The following is a 17,297-nucleotide window of genomic DNA, read 5'->3' on the forward strand; positions in this document are numbered from 1 at the left end:
AATCCATCGGCACCACAATGGATTGCTTCGCTGCGCTCGCAATGACGAAAAGAATGAACCGCACGTCATCACATTCTAATGGGGCGTCTCCACCAGTTCCGCAATCTCGAACTGATAGCTTTTCCACCCCCGCATCCGCGCGCCGTCCTCCGCCGCTGCCCGCTTCTTGCGCGCCTCGGCCAGCGAGCGCGCATGGCCCCAGAACACTTCGGTCTTGCCATTGTCGAGCAAGGCGACGATCCGCCAATAATGGGTGAAGGGGTCCGCCGTCGGCCCGATCGTCTTGACATAGCCGTCCGCCATGGTGGCGGTCAGATAGCGTTTCCTGCGCGCCATGGCCCCTACCCCGTATAGCGATGCAGCCCAGCCCCGTGCGCCCGCAGCCAGGCGCGCGCAGGCTTGGGGTCCGCGCCATAGATGCGCGCATGGGCCGCGTGGAAGGCCGGGCTATGGTCCATATGCAGCAGATGCGCCAGTTCATGCGCCACCGTCGCCCGCCGCACTTCGGGCGGACACAGGATCAACCGCCAGCTATAGCGGATCGCGCCCGACGAGGTGCAACTGCCCCAGCGGCTGCGCGGATCGCCCACGCCCACCGATGCGACGATCAGCCCGTGGTCGCGCGCCAATGCCTGCGTCTCGGTCTCCAGCACCGCCTTGGCCCGCCGCACCAGCCAGCGCAACACCCGCGCGCCCACGGATTCCGCCGCCCCACCCAGCAGCAGCCGGTCGCCCTCCAGCCGGATCGTGCGGCTGGCACCCGCTTCCCAGCAGATTCGGACCTCGCGCCCCTCCAGCGGGAAGACCGCGCCATCGACCAGCGGCGTCAGCACGGGTTGCCGCGCCAGTTGCTGCCGCACCCAGCCCTCATGATCCTGCGCCCAGCCCAGCGCTCGTTTCAAATTCGCGCGTACCGGCATCGACAGCCGCACTTCGCCGCGCGGCCCGTCGATCGTCAGCCGGTAGGCACGCGCCCGTGCCGATCGGCGCACCCGCACCGCCACCGGCACGCCATCGATCAGAATCGCAGCGTCGGGATCAGATATCCCGGTCGACAAGATGATTCTCCCAGTCGCCCGCATCGGCTTCCGCCACGGTCCAGCCGCGCACCGATTCGCGCGCGCGATGCACCGCTTCCCGGTCACCGGACAATAGATAGTGCCAGTCGGGCAACGGCAACCCCTCCCCGCGCAGCCGATAGGCGCAGGTGCGCGGTAGCCAACTAATCTGGCGCACCTTGGCCGGGGTCAGCCGTACGCAATCGGGCACGAATTTGCGCCGGTCCTTGTAATTGCTGCACTGGCCGCTTTGCCGGTCGAGCAGGCGGCAGGCGACATTGGTGGGATAGATGCGCCCGCTATCCTCATCCTCGGCCTTGTGCAGGCAGCATTTGCCGCACCCGTCGCACAAAGCTTCCCATTCGGCGCGGTCGAGCTTGTCGAGCGGCTTTTCCCAGAAGGGCGTCACGTGATCCATTTTTGCAAGAACGCCAGCACCTTGTCGGGCGCGCCCTCATCCACGTCCGGCGTGCCCGGATCATCCACCGGGACCAGCGCCACCGGCTTTCCGTCGGGATCGAACAGATAGGGCGTGCGGCTATGCCCGACCAGATAATCGCTCGCGCCCTCGACCTTCTCGCTATTGTAGATGACGACGAAATCATTGGCGACCTTGGCGATCTGATCGGGCGTCCCGGTCAGGCCGATGAGGCGCGGATGAAAGGCCGCGACATAGGTTTTCAGCACGGCGGGCGTATCCCGCCCCGGATCGACGCTGATCAGCATCGGCTGCACCTTGGCGGCACGCTGTGGTGCGGCCTTCTCGAACTGGGCGAAGGCCTGCATGATCCGCTGCAGATCGACCGGGCAAACGTCGGGGCAATAGGTATAGCCGAAATAGACGATCCGGTATTGGCCCTTATAATCGTCCCAGCGCGCAGGCTTGCCGTCCTGATCAGTCAGGGTGAAGGGTGCGCCGATCCGCGCGCCGACCAGTTCACCCTGCGCGCTATCGCCGCTTGATGCATTGCCCCCGCCGCCCATATTACAGGCAGCCAGCAAGGCGAGACAGGACAGGGTGATGAGTATCCGGGCTTTGTTCATGGCGTGGCCAGCCATGCCCTGCTAGGAAAGGATTTGCAAATGCAACGGGGCGCGACGATGATGAAGACCAGACTTGTTTCCGCTATTATGGCCGTCATGGCGCTGGCTCTGCTGGTCCCCGGCCCGGCGCATGCGCAATTTTCCGATGCCTATAATTTCCTCAAGGCCGTGAAGGACAAGGACGGGCAGAAGGTCACCGACCTCATCCAGAAGCCCGGCTCCACCGTCATCAACAGCCGCGATATCAGCAACGGCGAAAATGCCCTGCATATCGTCGTCGCGCGGCGTGATGCGTCCTGGCTGGCTTTCCTGCTCGCCAAGGGCGCAAACCCCAATCTCGCCGACAATAATGGCAATACGCCGTTGATGAATGCGGTGCAGGGCCGGTTCGAGGAAGGGGTGCAGACCCTGCTCGCCAACAAGGCGCAGGTGGACAAGGTCAATGGCAGCGGCGAAACCCCGTTGATCCGGGCGGTACAATTGCGCGACGTCGGCCTCGTTCGCCTGCTGGTGGCGCAGGGGGCTAATCCCGACAAGCGCGATACCATCGCGGGCATGTCCGCCCGCGACTATGCCGAGCGCGACAGCCGTACCCCCGGCCTCATCGAAGCCCTCGCCGCCGCCAAGCCAGCGGCCAAGCCCGCAGGCCCGGTGCAGGGTCCGGTGTTCTGAATCCTTAAGCTGCCCCCGCAATAGCCTTCATTCCGGCCTTGAGCCGGAATCCATTAGCCTCTCCCCTGGAGAGACGCTCCGCGGCAGAGCCAATGGATGCTGACTTTCGTCAGCATGACGGTCTGAACGGGTTCACAACCTACCAGCCAATCTCCGCTGCATGATCCGGGTCGTTAATCGCGGTCAACCGCCGTGCCGCGCGCCGGGCAAAGCGCAGCGTCTCCGCCTTGCGCCGCGCTGCCGCCAGCGGCTCGATCGGTGCGGGCCGCACCAGTTCGGCATCATATTGATCCGCAACGATCAGCCCGGTGCGCGCGGGCCATAGCGCTTCGCTGTCGAACAGGGAGAGATCGAACCCCATCGGCACCGCCCAGAAATAGCGGTCGCAATAGTCGAAATAATCGGGCCATTTCATGTCGCCGAGCAAGTCCGCCCGGCTACACTTAATCTCGACGATCGTCAGCCGCCCGGCCCCGTCGATCGCCATAATGTCGGCGCGCCGCCCATTGGGCAGCGGCACCTCCATGATCCCGCTCATGTCGTGCCGGAAGAACAGGCGCAATGTCCCCCGCGCGACGGCCAGTGCGGTGCCGTCGGTTAGGGGAGCACAGGTGTCGGATATGGCAGCGGTCATGCCACAACCATAGAACAAGGCAGGAACAAAAGAAAAGGCCGATTCGGATTATCCGAACCGGCCTTTTTTGACGTGTGCCGCAGAATGGGCCTCAGCCCGTTCTCACCCTCAGCGATAGAAGATGTGATTGTCGATCATCGCCAGCTTGGCTTTGCCCCAACCCGGCGAAACGCGGCGGGCGTGGAAGAAAAGCGCGCCTTCGGCCCGGCTGTCCCAGGCATCGGCCATGGCGATCTGGGCGATGGCGACCGCCTGTCGCCAGCTACGGCTCTCGGTACGGATCGGCGGCATGCCGCCCCCGCGCACGAAGCTGAACTGGCTGGGCTGATAGACGACGCCGCACAGGCTGTCGGCGAATCGCCCGGATTCGGCGCGATTGATGATGACGCGCGCGACGGCCAGTTGGCCTTCCAGGCTTTCGCCCTTGGATTCGAAATAGACGGCACCGGCCAGGCACTTCATTTCGCCATCAAGCTCTTCTGGCGTGCCTTGGGCATTGACCAGTGCAGCGAGGCTATCGGCCTGCATCTCGGAAAAGGTGGAAGAATTGGCGGCCTTGGAGGCCGAAGCCAGCGGCTGCACGATTTCGCGCGGCGCGGCAAAGGTGACGGCGGGTGTGGCACCGGCCGAAGGCGCTGTGGTCAGCGCATCGCCCCTGGAAAGGGACACCGAAGACGGGATGGCTTCACCGGCCATCGACATTTCGGACGCCGTGACCGCGGCAGCGGCGGACAGGGCAAAGGCTGCGACGATCGCAGCTTTCAGACGAAAGCTCATTATTACTCAAAATTGTGCGGTTCTTGGCCGGGATCGTCGTCTTTTTTAACCCACTTTGTCCGACGACCGGCCGCCCCCCGTCTGCGTGTTTACCGCGCCCGCCCCCCTTGGACGATTGCGGCAACCTGCGCGTTCAGCGTGGGCGGCCCTCTGCACGGGCCATTGCGTTATGTCAACGATCAGCAAATTGTTTCAGCGGCGAACCGTTCCGCTTCCGGGATATCGAGTTCAATTATCCACAGGTCGGGGTCCGACCTGCGCCGACGCGCGACATATTGCGCCATCGCCTCTGCCCCTTCTGCTGGGGCAGGTCCACAGCGCATTAACGCATAGCCGCCCATAAGGTTCGGCACCCGCTCGAAAAGTCCGATTTCCTGCCCTTTTTCCAGGGCCTGGATCAGGATCACGCCGCTGATGTCATCACCTTTGACCAGGATCGTGGCAAAGCCGCCCGCCCCGCTCACTCGCCGCCGCAAGGCACCAACCAGCATGGCGCTGGTCAGCCGGGCGGAGGATTCCTCAGCCATGATATCCCGGCAGGGATGACAGTGCGAATTGCGACCGCATGAAGGTGCCGGTGCCCCGTCCGACCTCCTCGCCATGCGAATCGACCAGGCTGGCTTCGGCAACATAGACTCGCCGCTTGCCGCTGATCCAGCGCCCCTCGGCACGGATTCGCCCCGGCGCGATCGGTCGGGTGAACAGCAGGTTGAAGGCAGTGGTGAGCAGGAAGCGATCGCTTACCAGGCTGTTGGCGGCGTAGAAGGCCGCATCGTCCAGCATCTTGAAATAAACCGTGCCATGGACTGCGCCCGCCGCATGAAACTGGCTTTCATCGACATCGAAGTCGATGATGCAGCGCCCCGGCTCGCTGATTGCTATCTCCGACCGGAACAGGCGGTTGATCGGCGCAGAGCGATAAAGATTTTCAAGCGCCCGGAAATGCGCGGTTTCACCGCTGTCCGGTGCATTCGCATCAGGCTGCGTCACGCGCCCCGCCACCCGACAACAAGGCATGGAGCGCGGCCGCCGAGCGCGCGCCGCGCAACCGGGTGACCTGGCCCTCATCACGCAGATAGCGCGACACCCGCGCCAGCGTTTTCAAATGTTCCGCCCCACTATCGACCGGCGACAATAGCGCAAAAACGATATCCACCGGCAGGTCATCGACGGCGTCGAAGGGAGTGGCCGGATCGACCAGCGCGACGACGGCGCACATTTTTTCAAGACCAGGAATCTTGGCGTGGGGAATGGCCACGCCGCCGCCAAAGCCGGTGGACCCCAATCGCTCGCGATCGAACAGGGCGTCCGCAACCATCTCTGCGTCCAGCGCATAAGCGTCCGCCGCAAGCGCGGCGATCTTCTGGAACAACTGCTTCTTGCCGTTCACAGACAGGCCCGTGGCGAGCGCGTCGGGTGAAAGGATATCGTTGAAATGCACCATTACATGTCCGATCCAACCGAGCCGCGCCCAGTCAGGACTTCATGCGCCTATGCTCAGGGAATTAAAGCCCGGCCCCATAAGCCGCCTGCGCCCCAAGGTCAACAGGCGGCCCGATAGGACCGGGCGGCTGCTCAGCTCGCCTGGATACGCGGTTCGACCCAGCCGATCGTCCCGTCATGACGGCGATAGACCATATTATAGGCCGCCGTCCCGGCATTGACGAACAGCAGCGCATTGGTGTTGCGCAGGTCCAGCATCATCACCGCGTCCGAGACGCTCGCTTCGGGAATATCGACGCGGGTTTCCGCCACGATCAGCGGTGCGTCGTCGACCTCTTCCTGCTCGTCGGCGGGAGACGCAAAGATGGTATAGCCCGCCCCGTCAATATCATCGAGACTGAAGCTGCTGACCCGCTGCGCTTCGGCGGCGGCGGCCTGGCTATGACGATCCTTGAGACGGCGCATATAGCGGCGCAACTGCTTTTCGATCCGCTCGGCCGCCTGGTCGAAGGCGGGATGCGCCTCCTGCGCCTCGCCCGCGCCTTTGAGGATCAGGCCAGTCATCACATGGCAGACGATGTCGCAGTGAAAGGCACCATGCGGGGCCGGTCGAAAGGTCACATGCGCGGAGATTGTGCGGGAGAAATATTTCTCGGCAATCGCTTCCATGCGGGTCGCGACATGCTCTTTGAGCGCCTCGCCCGTATCGACCTGATGCCCGGAAACACGAATATCCATATGCCTTCTCCTTGTTCTTGCGGGCCGCAGGACACGGCCCGGTTGACTGGGGGCATGCAGGCGGAGTGTCAGTCCGCCAACGCCCCCTCCAGCCAGAGCGGCTTGTCGAGCGTCGCGATAAACGCCGCATGCCGTTCCAGCTCCGTCGCGCTCGCCGCAAAGACGCGCGCGGGACGAACAGAGCGAACCGCGACCTGCGCCGCGAGTTCCGCCCCAAACTCTTCTTTTGCTGCCTCCTGTGCCAGACCCAGGCCGATCTGACGGCCGCCGGTCAGTTCGATGTAGAGCTGCGCCAGCAACTCGGCGTCGAGCAGCGCGCCATGTTTGATGCGATGGCTGCGGTCGATCCCATAACGGGTGCAGAGCGCGTCCAGGCTGTGCTTGGCGCCCGGATGCATGGTCCGCGCGATCGCGACCGTGTCGATCATCCGGTCGAACGACACTTCGCCGCGTCCGCACAATCGCAATTCATGGTTGAGGAAGCCGAAATCGAAGCGCGCATTATGCGCGACCAGCGGGCTGTCCTCCAGAAAGGCGAGCAGGTCCGTCACGCCGCTGGCAAATAGCGGCTTGTCCGACAGAAAATGGCTCGACAGGCCATGCACCGCTTCGGCAGCGGCGGGCATGTCGCGCTGGGGGTTGTAATAAGCGTGGAAGGTCCGGCCGCTGGGCACACGATTGATAAGCTCGATACAACCGATCTCGACCATTCTGTCGCCGGATGCCGGGTCAAATCCCGTCGTTTCGGTATCGAATATAATCTCGCGCATCGCCCTCTTCATATCGACTCTATGGGCCAACCCTTATCTGCCTGTCTTGCGGCCAAGGCAAGCGACCAGACGTCGCACTTGCGCGCGCGTTTCGGCAAAGGTCGTGCCGGTCTGGATGAGATGATCGGCGCGGCGACGCTTTTCAGCATCAGGCGTTTGCAGGTGCAGGATCTGGCGGAATTTGGCGACCGTCATGCCCGGCCGCGCCAGGACGCGCTTGCGCTGCTTCCACGCCGGCGCGCTCACCACGATCACGCCCGCCAGCCGCTTCTGCCCACCTGTTTCGAACAGTAGAGGAATGTCGAGCAGGACGAATTTGCGCGATCGGTGGCGGCGCAGAAACCGGCTCCGCGCGTCGCGCACGGCGGGATGGACGATCGCTTCAAGCGCTTTGCGCTCGTGCGGATGCCCGAACACCGCCGCGCCTAGTTTCGCGCGATCCACGCCTTGCGCGCCGGTCGTGCCGGGAAAGCGCGCCTCGATCGCGGGCAGCAACGCGCCGCCCGGCCCCTGCAAGTGATGCACCTCCGCATCTGCGTCGAACACAGGCACGCCTTCACGGGCGAACATCGCCGCGACCGCCGACTTGCCCATGCCGATCGATCCGGTCAGGCCATAAATCTTCATCAGTCCGCCGCGAGCAGCAGCGCGCGTAATTCAGCGTCCAGTTCGCGGGGCGCATGCGCGTCGAAGAAGATGTCGAAGGCCAGCGCTGCCTGCCCGATCAGCATTTCCAGCCCATCGAGCGTCTTGAGTCCGCGCTCGCGCGCCGCCTTGAGCAACCCCGTCTCCAACGGCGCATAGACGATGTCATAGACCGTGGCGCTGGGCGGCAACGGCGTCAGGTCGAGATCGAGCACTGGCTGCCCCACCATCCCCAGCGACGTCGAATTGACGAGCAGGTCGGCGGCGGGCAGGGACTCACCCATGCCGATCACCGCGCCCTTCACCCCGGCATGATCAAGCATCGCCTGCGCCTTCTCAGCATCGCGCGCCATGATCGTGATATCGGGCACGCCAAGGCTGGTCAACGCGAACAATATCGCCCGCGCCGCGCCACCCGCGCCGATCAGCACCGCGCTGCGCCCCTTCCACCGATCGCGCAGCAAGGGCTGCAAAAAGCCGCCCGCATCGGTATTGGTGCCGATCAGCGGCCCGCCGGTTTCGCTGGCGATCGTGTTCATCGCCCCGATCCGCTCGCGCACGCCACCGGGATCATCGGTGAAATCCATCACCGCCATCTTGTGCGGAATGGTGACATTGCACCCCAACCAATCGGGGTCGGCCCGCCGTTGCAGGAAATAGCTGGCCAATCCGTCGGGCGTCACATGCGTCTTGCGATATTCTGCCTCGATATCCAGCGCGTTGAGCCAGAAATTATGAATGAGCGGCGATTTGCTGTGCGCGATCGGGTCGCCGATCACTTCGGCATAGGGAAGGCCTTGGGTCATGCCGTCAAAACACCCCGCACACGCAAAAAGTCAAGCAAGGGCAGCAGCGGCAAGCCCTGGATCGCGAACTGGCTGCCTTCGACCTTGGCGAACAATTGCGCGCCTGGCCCCTCGATCCGGTAGCAACCCACGCACCAGCGGCATTCGTCCCAGTCGCCATCCAGATAAGCGGCAATGAAGGCATCGGACAAAGGTCGCACCGTCATCCGCACCCGCTCGATATGCCGCCAGATCGGCTCGCCATTCAGCACGATCACCGCCGCGCTGTGCAGATGATGGACCCGCCCCGACAACAGCCGCAATATACGTTCGGCATCCGCGCGATCGACCGCCTTGTCGATCATCATGCCCCGTTCTTCGCCGCCATCCAGGCTCAGCGTCTGGTCGCACCCCAGCACCAGAGCGCCCGGCACCCTACGCGACACTTTGCGCGCCTTGAGTTCCGCCAGCGCATCGGCCAGCGCCCGCGCGTCCAGCCCATCGGCGCGCAACGCCTCCTTCGCCGCCTCCTCATCCACGCCGGGCGACAGCGCCTCGAACGGCACCAGCGCCGCGCTCAGCAGCGCGCGGCGGCTCGCGCTTTGCGATGCCAGCACGATCATACCTCGCCCCCTTCGGCCAGTTCGCGATCATTGAACAGGTTGATGATCGCCGCCGCCGCTTCCTCGATCGACCGGCGGGTCATGTCGATCACCGGCCAGCCATTGTCGGCAAACATCCGCCGGGCAAAGGACAGTTCCTCCTGCACCTTGTCATTGTCGACATAGGCGGTTTCGGGTGCCTGGTTGAGCGAGAGGAGCCGGTTGCGGCGAATCTGAATCAACCGTTCCGGGCCGACCGTCAGCCCCACGACCAACGGATGTTTGAGGCTGTACAGACTGCGCGGCGGCGGCGATTCCGGCACCAGCGGGATATTGGCGGTCTTGTAGCCGCGATTGGCGAGATAGATGGACGTCGGCGTCTTGGACGCGCGCGACACGCCCGCCAGCACGATGTCGGCCTCTTCCCAATTTTCATGCCCCACCCCGTCATCATGGGCGATGGTGAACTGGATCGCCTCGATCCGCGCGAAATAGGCTTCGTCCAGCACATGTTTGCGCCCCGGCCGGGTGCGCGTTTCCTGCCCCAAAATGTTGGACAGCGCATCGGCCACGCTGTCGAGCGCCGCGACATGGGGCAGGCCGAGCGCCCGGCAGCGCGTCTCCAGCCGCTTGCGCAACGGGTGGTTGGTCAGCGTGAACAAAACCAGCCCCGGATTCGCCGATATCTCCTCCATGATCCGTTCAAGATGGACTTCGGATCGCACCATCGGCCAGAAATGGCGGATCGCATCGACATTTTCGAACAGACCGATCGCCGCCTTGGCGATATTCTCCAGCGTCTCGCCGGTGGAGTCCGAAAGCAGGTGGAGATGGATGCGCGCCATGGCCTGTATCTCTGTGCATAGGCTGTGGATAAAGCAAGGGACGAAATGGGGAGCAATACACCGCCGATTTTCGCTCCACGCTGCCCGGACTCTTATCCACAGTCCCCCAACAGGCCCGATTTTTCCTCCACAGCCTGTGGGTAACGGGGATAAGTCTGGGGACTCGGACGGGCAAGGCCGGGCGGATCGGAGTCAAGCTGTTGGCAAAAGCGGGCACAACGCATAAACCCCGCTGCCAACGCCCCTACTATCTCCAACATTCCTATTTGAATCTTAATAGAAGAGAAGAGAGTCCGATGCCTTTCGACCCGATGGCCGACCCCGTGGCCAAGCCGCTGCTTGGCGTCCTGCGGGGGAAACGCCCCGCCGTGCCGCCCATGTGGCTCATGCGGCAGGCCGGGCGCTATCTGCCTGAATATCGCGCGCTGCGGGCCGACAAAGGCGGCTTCCTCGAACTCGTCTATGACAGCGCGGCGGCGGCCGAAGTCACGCTTCAACCACTGCGTCGCTTCGGCTTCGACGGCGCGATCCTCTTTTCCGACATATTGATCGTCCCCTATGCGATGGGACAGGATCTCTGGTTCGAAACCGGCGAAGGCCCACGCCTCGCCCCGATCCTGAGCGACACCGACCTCTCGACCCTGAAACCCGATTTCAGCCGTTTCGAGGCGGTCTATGAGACGGTGCGGCAGGTGAAGGCAGCCCTCGACCCCTCGGTCACCTTTCTGGGCTTTGCAGGCAGCCCCTGGACCATCGCCACCTATATGGTCGCAGGCCAGGGCAGCAAGGATCAGGGCGCGGCCCGCCGCCTGGCCTATGGCGATCCCGCCCGCTTTGGTGCGCTGATCGACGCGATCGTCGATGCGACCGTTACCTATCTGTCCGGCCAGATCGAGGCCGGGGTCGAAGCGATACAATTATTCGACAGCTGGGCCGGCAGCCTCGCCCCGCTCCAGTTCGAACGCTGGGTCATCGCGCCCAATGCCGCGATCGTGCGCCGGTTGAAAGCGCTGCATCCCACGATCCCGATCATCGGCTTCCCCAAGGGCGCAGGCGCGAAACTCGCCGATTACGCAGCGGGCACCGGCGTCGATGCGATCGGCGTCGATGAAACCGTCGATCCGCACTGGGCCAACCGTGTGTTGCCTAAGGGACTGCCGGTGCAGGGCAATCTCGATCCGCTCGCGCTGATCGCAGGCGGGCAGGCGGTCGAACAGGCGGTGGACAATATCCGCGCGGCCTTCGCCGACCGGCCGCACATCATGAACCTTGGCCATGGCATTTTGCCTGACACCCCCATTGCGCATGTCGAAGCATTGCTTAGCTATGTGCGGCAGGAGGAAAAACGCTGATGGCCTATCTTGGTGCTGCCTATCTCTGGGTGAAGGCTGCCCATCTCATCTTCGTCATCTTCCTGATGGCGGGGTTGTTCATGATCCCGCGTTTCTTCGTCTATCATCAGGAATGCGCCGTCGGCTCGGACGAGGACCGCAAATGGATCGATCGCGAACAGCGGTTGCTCAAGATCATCCTCAACCCGTCGCTGGTGCTGGTCTGGGTCTTCGGTCTCATGCTGATGGTGGAAATCGGCGCGTGGAGCTTTGGCTGGTTCCACCTCAAACTGCTCTTCGTCCTCGGCCTGTCGGGCTATCATGGCTGGATCGCCAGCTATGCCAAAAAGCTCGCCAGGGGCCAGCGGACGATGACAGACCGCCAGTTGCGCCTGCTCAACGAAGTCCCCGGCGTCGCCGCCGCGGTGATCGTCATCGCAGTGATCGTAAAGCCCTTCTGATCCCGCTTGGAACCCATCCACCCCGTTCGGGCTGAGCCTGTCGAAGCCCCTTTCTTTTCTTTCGGAAGAAGGCCCCCTTCGACTGCCTGCCAAGGCAGGCGCTCAGGACAGGCTTCGACAAGCTCAGGGCGAACGGCGGGCAGGGTGTGATGACGCTCCAAAACCCAGCAAAATGGCCCTATTAGATAGTTAGCTAACTATCAAAAACCTAAACTGGCTCGACCGCGATATTGTCGATCAGCCGTGTCTTGCCCAGCTTCGCCGCCCCCAGCAATCGGGCCGGCCGGTCCAGCACCGTCATGGGTTCCAACGTCACGGCATCGCACAGCGTCACATAGTCGATCGGCCCGAACCCATGATTTTCCAGCATAATCAAAGCCTTGGAAGTCGCGGATTCGACACTCTCGCCCTTTTCCATCAGCCGCTTGGCCTCGCCCAAAGCGCGCGGCAGCGCCAACGCGGCCTTGCGCTCCGCTTCGCTCAAATAGGCATTGCGCGAGGAAAGCGCCAAGCCATCCTCGGCGCGCTGGGTCGGCAAACCGATAATGTCGATACCTATGTCCAGGTCGCTGTTCGCTTGGCGGATCACGGCCAATTGCTGATAGTCCTTCTCGCCGAAAATCGCGACGTCGGGCCGGACCTGGTTGAACAATTTCGTGACCACCGTGGCGACGCCATCGAAATGGCCCGGCCGCGCCGCGCCATCCAGCCCCTCGCTCACCCCCGACACGCTGACATTGGTGGCAAAGCCCGTCGGATACATGACCTCGACCGGCGGCAGCCATAGCAGGTCCACGCCCGCCGCCGCCAGCATCGCCGCATCCTTCGCCTCGCGCCGGGGGTAGGCGTCCAGATCCTCGGTCGGGCCGAATTGCTTGGGATTGACGAAGATCGACACCACGACATGCCGCCCATGGCGCTTGGCTTCCTGCACCAATGCCATATGCCCGTCATGCAAAGCGCCCATGGTCGGCACCAGCGCCAACGGCTTTCCGTCGGCTTTCAGCGCCGCGACGGCAGCGCGAAGGGCGGGCAGGTCAGACAGGGTTTGCACGGGGGGAACGGCTCCGATAAGGGCAGGGGAACAAGCGGTCGACCTGCTGGGCTGCGGCCTTGGCGGCCGTCAAGAATCATGGCGACAATCAACGGGGTTATCAAGCGACCAATGGCCAATTCGCAGCCGCATCTCATCGTGTTCGCCAATGAAAAGGGCGGGACCGGCAAGTCGACCACGGCGGTCCACACCGCCATCGCCCTGACCGTGCTGGGGCATAAGGTCGGCATGATCGATCTCGATCCGCGCCAGCGCACCGTCACCCGCTATCTGGAAAACCGCGCCGAAACCGCGCGTCGCCGCCAGATCGACCTGCCCGCACCCGACTTCGCGGTGCTGCAAGGCGACACGATCGAAGCGCTGGACGCCGAAGTCGCTGCGCTGTCGGAAGGCAAGGATTTCCTGATCGTCGATACGCCTGGCCGCGACGATGTCTTCGCCCGCCACATGGCCGCGCGCGCCAATACGCTGGTCACGCCGATGAACGACAGTTTCGTCGATTTCGACCTGATCGGCCAGGTCGATGCCGAAAGTTTCAAGGTTCGTCGCCTGTCCTTCTATTCCGAACTCATCTTCGAAGCGCGCAAGACGAGAGCCAAGGCCGATGGCGTCTCGATCGACTGGGTCGTGCTGCGCAACCGGCTCCAGCATCATGACGCCCGCAACAAGAAGCGGGTCGGCGACGCGCTGATGGAATTGTCGCGCCGGGTCGGTTTCCGCGTCATCCCCGGCCTATCGGAGCGCGTGATCTTCCGCGAACTTTTCCCCTCTGGCCTGACCTTGCTCGACAAGGGGCATCTGGGCGAACTGGGCGTCAGCCACATCGCCGCGCGGCAGGAACTGCGTGAAATGGTGTCCGGTCTTGCCCTGCCGACCCGCGAGGGCGCGGTGCCGGTGGAACTGCTCGGCGCGGCCTGATGGGATGGCTGGCGCTGCTGCTGGTCGGCCTGGCGGGCTGGCTGATCTGGACCGGGAGGCTGCAACGCATGACGGCGAAAGATGGGATGGCGTTGGGCGCGGCGCTGGTCGGCGCGGTGTTGTCGGCCAAGGGCAAGCCGGTGATTGGCGCGCCGGTGCTGATCGGCGCGGCGCTGTTCCTGGCCCGCCAATATAGGCCGCGCCGTCGCCGCGCCTCCGCCCCGCCGCCTCAGAGGATTGACGATCTGGCCCAGGCTCGTGCGCTGCTGGGCGTTGCGGCTGATGCCGATCCCGCCGCCATCCGCGCGGCGCACCGCCGCCTGATCGCCTCGGTCCATCCCGACAAGGGCGGCACCGAAGCGCTGGCGGCCCAGATCAATGCGGCGCGCGACCTGTTGCTGGCCGACCGGCAAGAGGGATGAGCCATCGGTTCGACCCGACTTTGCTGCGCGACTATGATCTGCGCGGCACGGTCGGGCGAACGCTGAATGCTGCCGACGCCTGGGCCTTGGGTCGCAGCTTTGGTACCGTCATCGCGCGGGCAGGGGGATCACGGGTCGCGGTCGGCTATGACGGGCGGCTGAGTTCCCCGATGCTGGAAGCGGCGCTGATCGACGGGCTGACCGCCAGCGGCATCGACGTGCTGCGCATTGGCCTTGGCCCAACGCCCATGCTCTATTTCGCCGAAATGACGTGCAAGGTCGATGGCGGCATTCAGATAACCGGCAGCCATAATCCCGGTGATCAAAATGGCTTCAAGCTGGTGCAGCGTCACGCGCCGTTTTTCGGGGCGGACATCGCGCGCTTGGGCCATATGGCGGCGGCGGGCGACTGGGAGGCCGGGGCAGGGCGGGTCGACACGATCGCCCTGATGGACCGCTATGTCGCCCGGCTGATGCAGGATTTCGACGGTCGTGCCTGGCGCATCGGCTGGGACGCGGGCAATGGCGCGGCCGGGCCAGTAGTGGATAAACTCGTCCAATTGCTGCCGGGTGAGCATCATCGCCTCTTCACCCAGATAGACGGCAATTTTCCCAACCATCACCCCGATCCCTCCGTGGAGGCGAACCTGGCCGATCTGCGCGCGCTCGTCCTCGACAAGCAGCTCGATTTCGGTGTGGCTTTCGATGGCGATGGCGACCGGATCGGCGTGATCGACGGGCTTGGCCGCACCATAGCGGGCGATCAATTGCTCGGTCTCTTTGCCGATGACCTGCTAGAAAAGCATCCCGGCACCCGGATTATCGCAGATGTGAAGACCAGCCAGACCGTCTTCGACCGGATCGAGGCACGGGGTGGGCGGCCCGATATGTGGAAAACCGGCCACAGCCATATCAAGTCCAGAATGAAGCAGATCGGGGCGCTTCTGGCTGGCGAGATGACCGGGCATCTCTTCTTCGCCGATGATTATTATGGCTATGACGATGGCCTCTATGCCGCGATCCGGCTGATCCGCGCGGCGAGCGGGGCCGGGGGCAGCATCACCGACCGGCGCAGCGCCATGCCCGTCATGGCGGCGACGCCCGAACTGCACATTCCCGTCGATGATGTGCGCAAATTCGCCGTGATCGAAGCGATTTGCGCGCGCTTGTCGGCTTGCGGTGCGAATATGCAAGCCATTGACGGCGCGCGCGTCACCACCGCCGATGGCTGGTGGCTGCTGCGCGCCTCCAATACGCAGGCGGCGCTGGTGGCGCGCGCGGAATCGCCCGACGCGGCGGGATTGGCGCGACTGATCGCCGAAATCGATTCGCATTTGGTGGCGTCGGGGCTAGATCGCGTAAAAATCTGATCCATGCGGCTTTTCGCCGACCTGCCTTCCCTTACGGAATAAAGGGCCTGATCAAACGATTGCAAGAAACGCAATCAGGCGTGTCCGTTTCGCATTTGCAACAAAAGCGACTGGTCCGCAAAAGGAGCGGGCCTTTCAGGCATCCTCTCCTAAAACTTTATAAGCCGTCCTTCGGGGCGGCTTTTTTTTGTCTTCACGGCGCGCTTGCTTGCCGTAACGTCCCGGTCCGATAAGCTGTAAATTGATCGGCCATCGCGCGGACCAGTCACCGCTAAACACTGGAATTTAACCATAGTGTTGGTAAGCGGCCTCCGTCAAAAAGCCGCGCCACTTCTATTTGGCGGCGTTGGCTACAAAGTTGCCAGTAGAGGATCTGCCATGTCGTTCAGCCGCCGCCTCCCGTCCTTCCTGCTTGTCGCAGGTGCGATCGCCACGCCCGTCCCGGCGCTGGCCGGGGGCTTCTACCTGCAGGAACAATCGCCCAAGGAAACCGGGCGTGCCTTGTCGGGCGGCGCGGCGGCGGGCGATGATCCCTCGACCGTCTATTTCAATCCCGCCGCGATGACCGAATTGTCGGGCATTCAGACCTCGGTCGGCGGCATCGCCTTGATCGCAAAGGCGCGGCAGACCAATCGCGGTACCACCCGGACCGTCCCCGGCTTGACGACGCAGGTGCCGGTCAGCGGCACGAACGGCGGCAATGCCTTTGAAAGCGTGATCCCCATTCCCAGCTTCTATGCCACCGGCCAGGTCAGCGACCGGCTGTGGGTGGGCCTGGGTGTCAACGCGCCGTTCGGCCTGAAGCTGGAATATGAGGATGGCTATTTCGGGCGCTATGACTCGCTCTACACCGACCTTAAAACCTATAATATCCAGCCATCGGCTGCCTATAAGCTGACCGACAACCTGTCCGTCGGTGGCGGCGTCGACGTGCAATATGTCAAGGTGACGCTGACCAACGCGCTGCCGCAACTCTCGCCGCTGCTGGCCGATGGCCATGCCTCGGTCGAAGGGGATGATTGGTCGGTCGGCTGGAATGCCGGGCTGTTCTACCGGGCTGGCGATACCCAGTTCGGTGTCCATTATCGCTCGCGCATGAAGCATAGCCTGCAGGGTGAGCAGGTGATTTCGGGCCTCGCCGGGCCGCTGGCCGGTGGCAATGGCAGCTTCGCCGCCACCGCGCCGCTGACCCTGCCCGATATCGTCACCTTATCCATGACTCACCGTCTGACCCCGCAATTGCGGGCGATGCTGACCGCGCGCTGGTATAATTGGTCGGTGATGCAGGCGATCACGATCAATGCCGCCAACGGCACATCGGTCAAGGAACTGGAATATAGCGATACCTATAGTGTCAGCGCGGGCGGCGAATATGACGTCAACGACAAGCTGACGCTGCGCGCGGGCACGATGTTTGATCGCTCGCCGACCAATCCGCAGCATCTGACCACCCGCGTCCCCGATGGCGATCGCGTCTGGCTGAGCGGCGGCGCGACCTGGAACCTCTCGCAGGCCTTCGCGCTGAATCTCAGCTACGCGCATACCTTCGTGGAAAAGGCGAACATCATCCGCCCGGACAGCTATTTCCCCGCGCCGGCCACCGTTACCGCCACGACGCGGGCGCAGACGAGCGGCAATGCCGATCAGATTTTGCGACCGCTGCTGAATGTCCGCCCGTTCCTCCGGCGTCATGAAATAGACCGCCAGCGCCGCGATCGGCAAGTCGCC

At 63.6% G+C, this 17,297-nt stretch carries 23 protein-coding genes; 7 read left to right on the plus strand and 16 right to left on the minus strand.

What is annotated here, in order from left to right; translation table 11 throughout:
- Window positions 1–75: 75 nt before the first annotated feature.
- The 4 genes from V2I08_RS11750 to V2I08_RS11765 are packed head-to-tail and all read right to left on the minus strand — an operon-like array spanning window position 76 to window position 2,117.
- Entirely contained in the window at window positions 76–336 is a 261-nt protein-coding gene (locus V2I08_RS11750) for a hypothetical protein (RefSeq protein WP_349635273.1), read from the minus strand.
- A gap of 5 nt (window positions 337–341) precedes the next feature.
- Complete coding sequence (locus V2I08_RS11755) at window positions 342–1,082, minus strand: M48 family metallopeptidase (RefSeq protein ID WP_405053645.1); 741 nt, start codon at window positions 1,080–1,082, stop codon at window positions 342–344.
- Window positions 1,039–1,476, minus strand: a complete 438-nt coding sequence (locus V2I08_RS11760) for a YcgN family cysteine cluster protein (protein ID WP_349635275.1) — start codon at window positions 1,474–1,476, stop codon at window positions 1,039–1,041. The genes V2I08_RS11755 and V2I08_RS11760 overlap by 44 nt, the downstream gene beginning before the upstream one ends.
- Complete coding sequence (locus tag V2I08_RS11765) at window positions 1,464–2,117, minus strand: SCO family protein (protein WP_349635276.1); 654 nt, start codon at window positions 2,115–2,117, stop codon at window positions 1,464–1,466. The genes V2I08_RS11760 and V2I08_RS11765 overlap by 13 nt, the downstream gene beginning before the upstream one ends.
- Before the next feature lie 24 nt (window positions 2,118–2,141).
- On the opposite strand from V2I08_RS11765, the gene V2I08_RS11770 reads away from it, so the two are divergent.
- Complete coding sequence (locus V2I08_RS11770; RefSeq protein WP_349635277.1) at window positions 2,142–2,774, plus strand: ankyrin repeat domain-containing protein; 633 nt, start codon at window positions 2,142–2,144, stop codon at window positions 2,772–2,774.
- A gap of 139 nt (window positions 2,775–2,913) precedes the next feature.
- Here V2I08_RS11770 and V2I08_RS11775 read toward each other — a convergent pair whose 3' ends face one another.
- The 11 genes from V2I08_RS11775 to V2I08_RS11825 all read right to left on the minus strand — a co-directional run bounded on the left by V2I08_RS11775 (window position 2,914) and on the right by V2I08_RS11825 (window position 10,013).
- The gene (locus V2I08_RS11775) at window positions 2,914–3,408 is read right to left on the minus strand and encodes an MmcB family DNA repair protein (RefSeq protein WP_349635278.1); all 495 of its coding nucleotides are present in this window, start codon (window positions 3,406–3,408) and stop codon (window positions 2,914–2,916) included.
- Window positions 3,409–3,516: 108 nt separating this feature from the next.
- A complete protein-coding gene (locus V2I08_RS11780) occupies window positions 3,517–4,185 on the minus strand; it encodes a cell wall hydrolase (RefSeq protein ID WP_310225646.1) in 669 nt (222 codons plus the stop codon).
- Between the two features lie 179 nt (window positions 4,186–4,364).
- Window positions 4,365–4,712 carry a DUF1491 family protein gene (locus V2I08_RS11785; RefSeq protein WP_349635279.1) on the minus strand — a complete coding sequence of 116 codons (348 nt, stop codon included), beginning with the start codon at window positions 4,710–4,712 and terminating at the stop codon, window positions 4,365–4,367.
- Window positions 4,705–5,202 carry a PaaI family thioesterase gene (locus V2I08_RS11790; RefSeq protein WP_310225650.1) on the minus strand — a complete coding sequence of 166 codons (498 nt, stop codon included), beginning with the start codon at window positions 5,200–5,202 and terminating at the stop codon, window positions 4,705–4,707. The genes V2I08_RS11785 and V2I08_RS11790 overlap by 8 nt, the downstream gene beginning before the upstream one ends.
- Window positions 5,162–5,629, minus strand: coding sequence for a PTS sugar transporter subunit IIA (locus V2I08_RS11795; protein WP_310225652.1), 468 nt, complete (start codon window positions 5,627–5,629; stop codon window positions 5,162–5,164). Before V2I08_RS11795 ends, V2I08_RS11790 begins: the two co-directional genes overlap by 41 nt.
- Window positions 5,630–5,760: 131 nt before the next feature.
- Window positions 5,761–6,366, minus strand: a complete 606-nt coding sequence (gene hpf / locus V2I08_RS11800; protein WP_310225653.1) for a ribosome hibernation-promoting factor, HPF/YfiA family — start codon at window positions 6,364–6,366, stop codon at window positions 5,761–5,763.
- A gap of 68 nt (window positions 6,367–6,434) precedes the next feature.
- Complete coding sequence (gene dnaQ, locus V2I08_RS11805) at window positions 6,435–7,136, minus strand: DNA polymerase III subunit epsilon (protein ID WP_349635291.1); 702 nt, start codon at window positions 7,134–7,136, stop codon at window positions 6,435–6,437.
- Window positions 7,137–7,169: 33 nt separating this feature from the next.
- The gene (gene coaE / locus V2I08_RS11810) at window positions 7,170–7,763 is read right to left on the minus strand and encodes a dephospho-CoA kinase (protein ID WP_349635280.1); all 594 of its coding nucleotides are present in this window, start codon (window positions 7,761–7,763) and stop codon (window positions 7,170–7,172) included.
- Window positions 7,763–8,587 carry a shikimate dehydrogenase gene (gene aroE / locus V2I08_RS11815; RefSeq protein WP_349635281.1) on the minus strand — a complete coding sequence of 275 codons (825 nt, stop codon included), beginning with the start codon at window positions 8,585–8,587 and terminating at the stop codon, window positions 7,763–7,765. Before aroE ends, coaE begins: the two co-directional genes overlap by 1 nt.
- Entirely contained in the window at window positions 8,584–9,189 is a 606-nt protein-coding gene (locus tag V2I08_RS11820; protein WP_349635282.1) for a Maf family protein, read from the minus strand. The genes aroE and V2I08_RS11820 overlap by 4 nt, the downstream gene beginning before the upstream one ends.
- Complete coding sequence (locus V2I08_RS11825; RefSeq protein ID WP_349635283.1) at window positions 9,186–10,013, minus strand: pyruvate, water dikinase regulatory protein; 828 nt, start codon at window positions 10,011–10,013, stop codon at window positions 9,186–9,188. The genes V2I08_RS11820 and V2I08_RS11825 overlap by 4 nt, the downstream gene beginning before the upstream one ends.
- Window positions 10,014–10,309: 296 nt before the next feature.
- Between V2I08_RS11825 and hemE the strand changes: the two genes are divergently transcribed.
- The gene (hemE, locus tag V2I08_RS11830) at window positions 10,310–11,365 is read left to right on the plus strand and encodes a uroporphyrinogen decarboxylase (RefSeq protein WP_349635284.1); all 1,056 of its coding nucleotides are present in this window, start codon (window positions 10,310–10,312) and stop codon (window positions 11,363–11,365) included.
- Window positions 11,365–11,805, plus strand: coding sequence for a CopD family protein (locus tag V2I08_RS11835; RefSeq protein WP_349635285.1), 441 nt, complete (start codon window positions 11,365–11,367; stop codon window positions 11,803–11,805). Before hemE ends, V2I08_RS11835 begins: the two co-directional genes overlap by 1 nt.
- A gap of 208 nt (window positions 11,806–12,013) precedes the next feature.
- On the opposite strand, the gene panC is transcribed toward V2I08_RS11835, so the two are convergent.
- Entirely contained in the window at window positions 12,014–12,859 is an 846-nt protein-coding gene (panC, locus tag V2I08_RS11840; RefSeq protein ID WP_349635286.1) for a pantoate--beta-alanine ligase, read from the minus strand.
- A 111-nt stretch (window positions 12,860–12,970) separates the two neighbouring features.
- On the opposite strand from panC, the gene V2I08_RS11845 reads away from it, so the two are divergent.
- From V2I08_RS11845 to V2I08_RS11860, 4 genes are all read left to right on the plus strand, one after another.
- Window positions 12,971–13,777 (plus strand): division plane positioning ATPase MipZ, encoded by an 807-nt coding sequence (locus tag V2I08_RS11845; RefSeq protein WP_349635287.1) that lies wholly within the window; start codon window positions 12,971–12,973, stop codon window positions 13,775–13,777.
- Window positions 13,777–14,199 (plus strand): molecular chaperone DnaJ, encoded by a 423-nt coding sequence (locus V2I08_RS11850; RefSeq protein ID WP_349635288.1) that lies wholly within the window; start codon window positions 13,777–13,779, stop codon window positions 14,197–14,199. The genes V2I08_RS11845 and V2I08_RS11850 overlap by 1 nt, the downstream gene beginning before the upstream one ends.
- Entirely contained in the window at window positions 14,196–15,569 is a 1,374-nt protein-coding gene (gene pgmG, locus V2I08_RS11855; protein ID WP_349635289.1) for a phosphoglucomutase/phosphomannomutase PgmG, read from the plus strand. Before V2I08_RS11850 ends, pgmG begins: the two co-directional genes overlap by 4 nt.
- A gap of 378 nt (window positions 15,570–15,947) precedes the next feature.
- Window positions 15,948–17,297: outer membrane protein transport protein (locus V2I08_RS11860; RefSeq protein ID WP_349635290.1), on the plus strand; the 1,350-nt coding region annotated here is incomplete at its 3' end.

It is taken from the genome of Sphingobium sp. MK2, from assembly GCF_040170545.1.
GTDB lineage: Bacteria > Pseudomonadota > Alphaproteobacteria > Sphingomonadales > Sphingomonadaceae > Sphingobium.

What these genes read in the sequence shown, in the direction of transcription:
- V2I08_RS11835 (WP_349635285.1), top strand. Translation starts at nt 11,365, where the DNA reads ATGGCCTATCTTGGTGCTGCCTATCTCTGGGTGAAGGCTGCCCATCTC.
- V2I08_RS11770 (WP_349635277.1), top strand. Translation starts at nt 2,142, where the DNA reads ATGCAACGGGGCGCGACGATGATGAAGACCAGACTTGTTTCCGCTATT.
- V2I08_RS11755 (WP_405053645.1), bottom strand. Translation starts at nt 1,082, where the DNA reads ATGCGGGCGACTGGGAGAATCATCTTGTCGACCGGGATATCTGATCCC.
- hemE (WP_349635284.1), top strand. Translation starts at nt 10,310, where the DNA reads ATGCCTTTCGACCCGATGGCCGACCCCGTGGCCAAGCCGCTGCTTGGC.
- V2I08_RS11850 (WP_349635288.1), top strand. Translation starts at nt 13,777, where the DNA reads ATGGGATGGCTGGCGCTGCTGCTGGTCGGCCTGGCGGGCTGGCTGATC.
- V2I08_RS11790 (WP_310225650.1), bottom strand. Translation starts at nt 5,202, where the DNA reads ATGCCTTGTTGTCGGGTGGCGGGGCGCGTGACGCAGCCTGATGCGAAT.
- aroE (WP_349635281.1), bottom strand. Translation starts at nt 8,587, where the DNA reads ATGACCCAAGGCCTTCCCTATGCCGAAGTGATCGGCGACCCGATCGCG.
- V2I08_RS11795 (WP_310225652.1), bottom strand. Translation starts at nt 5,629, where the DNA reads ATGGTGCATTTCAACGATATCCTTTCACCCGACGCGCTCGCCACGGGC.
- coaE (WP_349635280.1), bottom strand. Translation starts at nt 7,763, where the DNA reads ATGAAGATTTATGGCCTGACCGGATCGATCGGCATGGGCAAGTCGGCG.
- V2I08_RS11765 (WP_349635276.1), bottom strand. Translation starts at nt 2,117, where the DNA reads ATGGCTGGCCACGCCATGAACAAAGCCCGGATACTCATCACCCTGTCC.
- V2I08_RS11780 (WP_310225646.1), bottom strand. Translation starts at nt 4,185, where the DNA reads ATGAGCTTTCGTCTGAAAGCTGCGATCGTCGCAGCCTTTGCCCTGTCC.
- V2I08_RS11845 (WP_349635287.1), top strand. Translation starts at nt 12,971, where the DNA reads ATGGCCAATTCGCAGCCGCATCTCATCGTGTTCGCCAATGAAAAGGGC.
- V2I08_RS11750 (WP_349635273.1), bottom strand. Translation starts at nt 336, where the DNA reads ATGGCGCGCAGGAAACGCTATCTGACCGCCACCATGGCGGACGGCTAT.
- V2I08_RS11820 (WP_349635282.1), bottom strand. Translation starts at nt 9,189, where the DNA reads ATGATCGTGCTGGCATCGCAAAGCGCGAGCCGCCGCGCGCTGCTGAGC.
- V2I08_RS11760 (WP_349635275.1), bottom strand. Translation starts at nt 1,476, where the DNA reads ATGGATCACGTGACGCCCTTCTGGGAAAAGCCGCTCGACAAGCTCGAC.
- hpf (WP_310225653.1), bottom strand. Translation starts at nt 6,366, where the DNA reads ATGGATATTCGTGTTTCCGGGCATCAGGTCGATACGGGCGAGGCGCTC.
- dnaQ (WP_349635291.1), bottom strand. Translation starts at nt 7,136, where the DNA reads ATGCGCGAGATTATATTCGATACCGAAACGACGGGATTTGACCCGGCA.
- V2I08_RS11825 (WP_349635283.1), bottom strand. Translation starts at nt 10,013, where the DNA reads ATGGCGCGCATCCATCTCCACCTGCTTTCGGACTCCACCGGCGAGACG.
- V2I08_RS11785 (WP_349635279.1), bottom strand. Translation starts at nt 4,712, where the DNA reads ATGGCTGAGGAATCCTCCGCCCGGCTGACCAGCGCCATGCTGGTTGGT.
- pgmG (WP_349635289.1), top strand. Translation starts at nt 14,196, where the DNA reads ATGAGCCATCGGTTCGACCCGACTTTGCTGCGCGACTATGATCTGCGC.
- V2I08_RS11775 (WP_349635278.1), bottom strand. Translation starts at nt 3,408, where the DNA reads ATGACCGCTGCCATATCCGACACCTGTGCTCCCCTAACCGACGGCACC.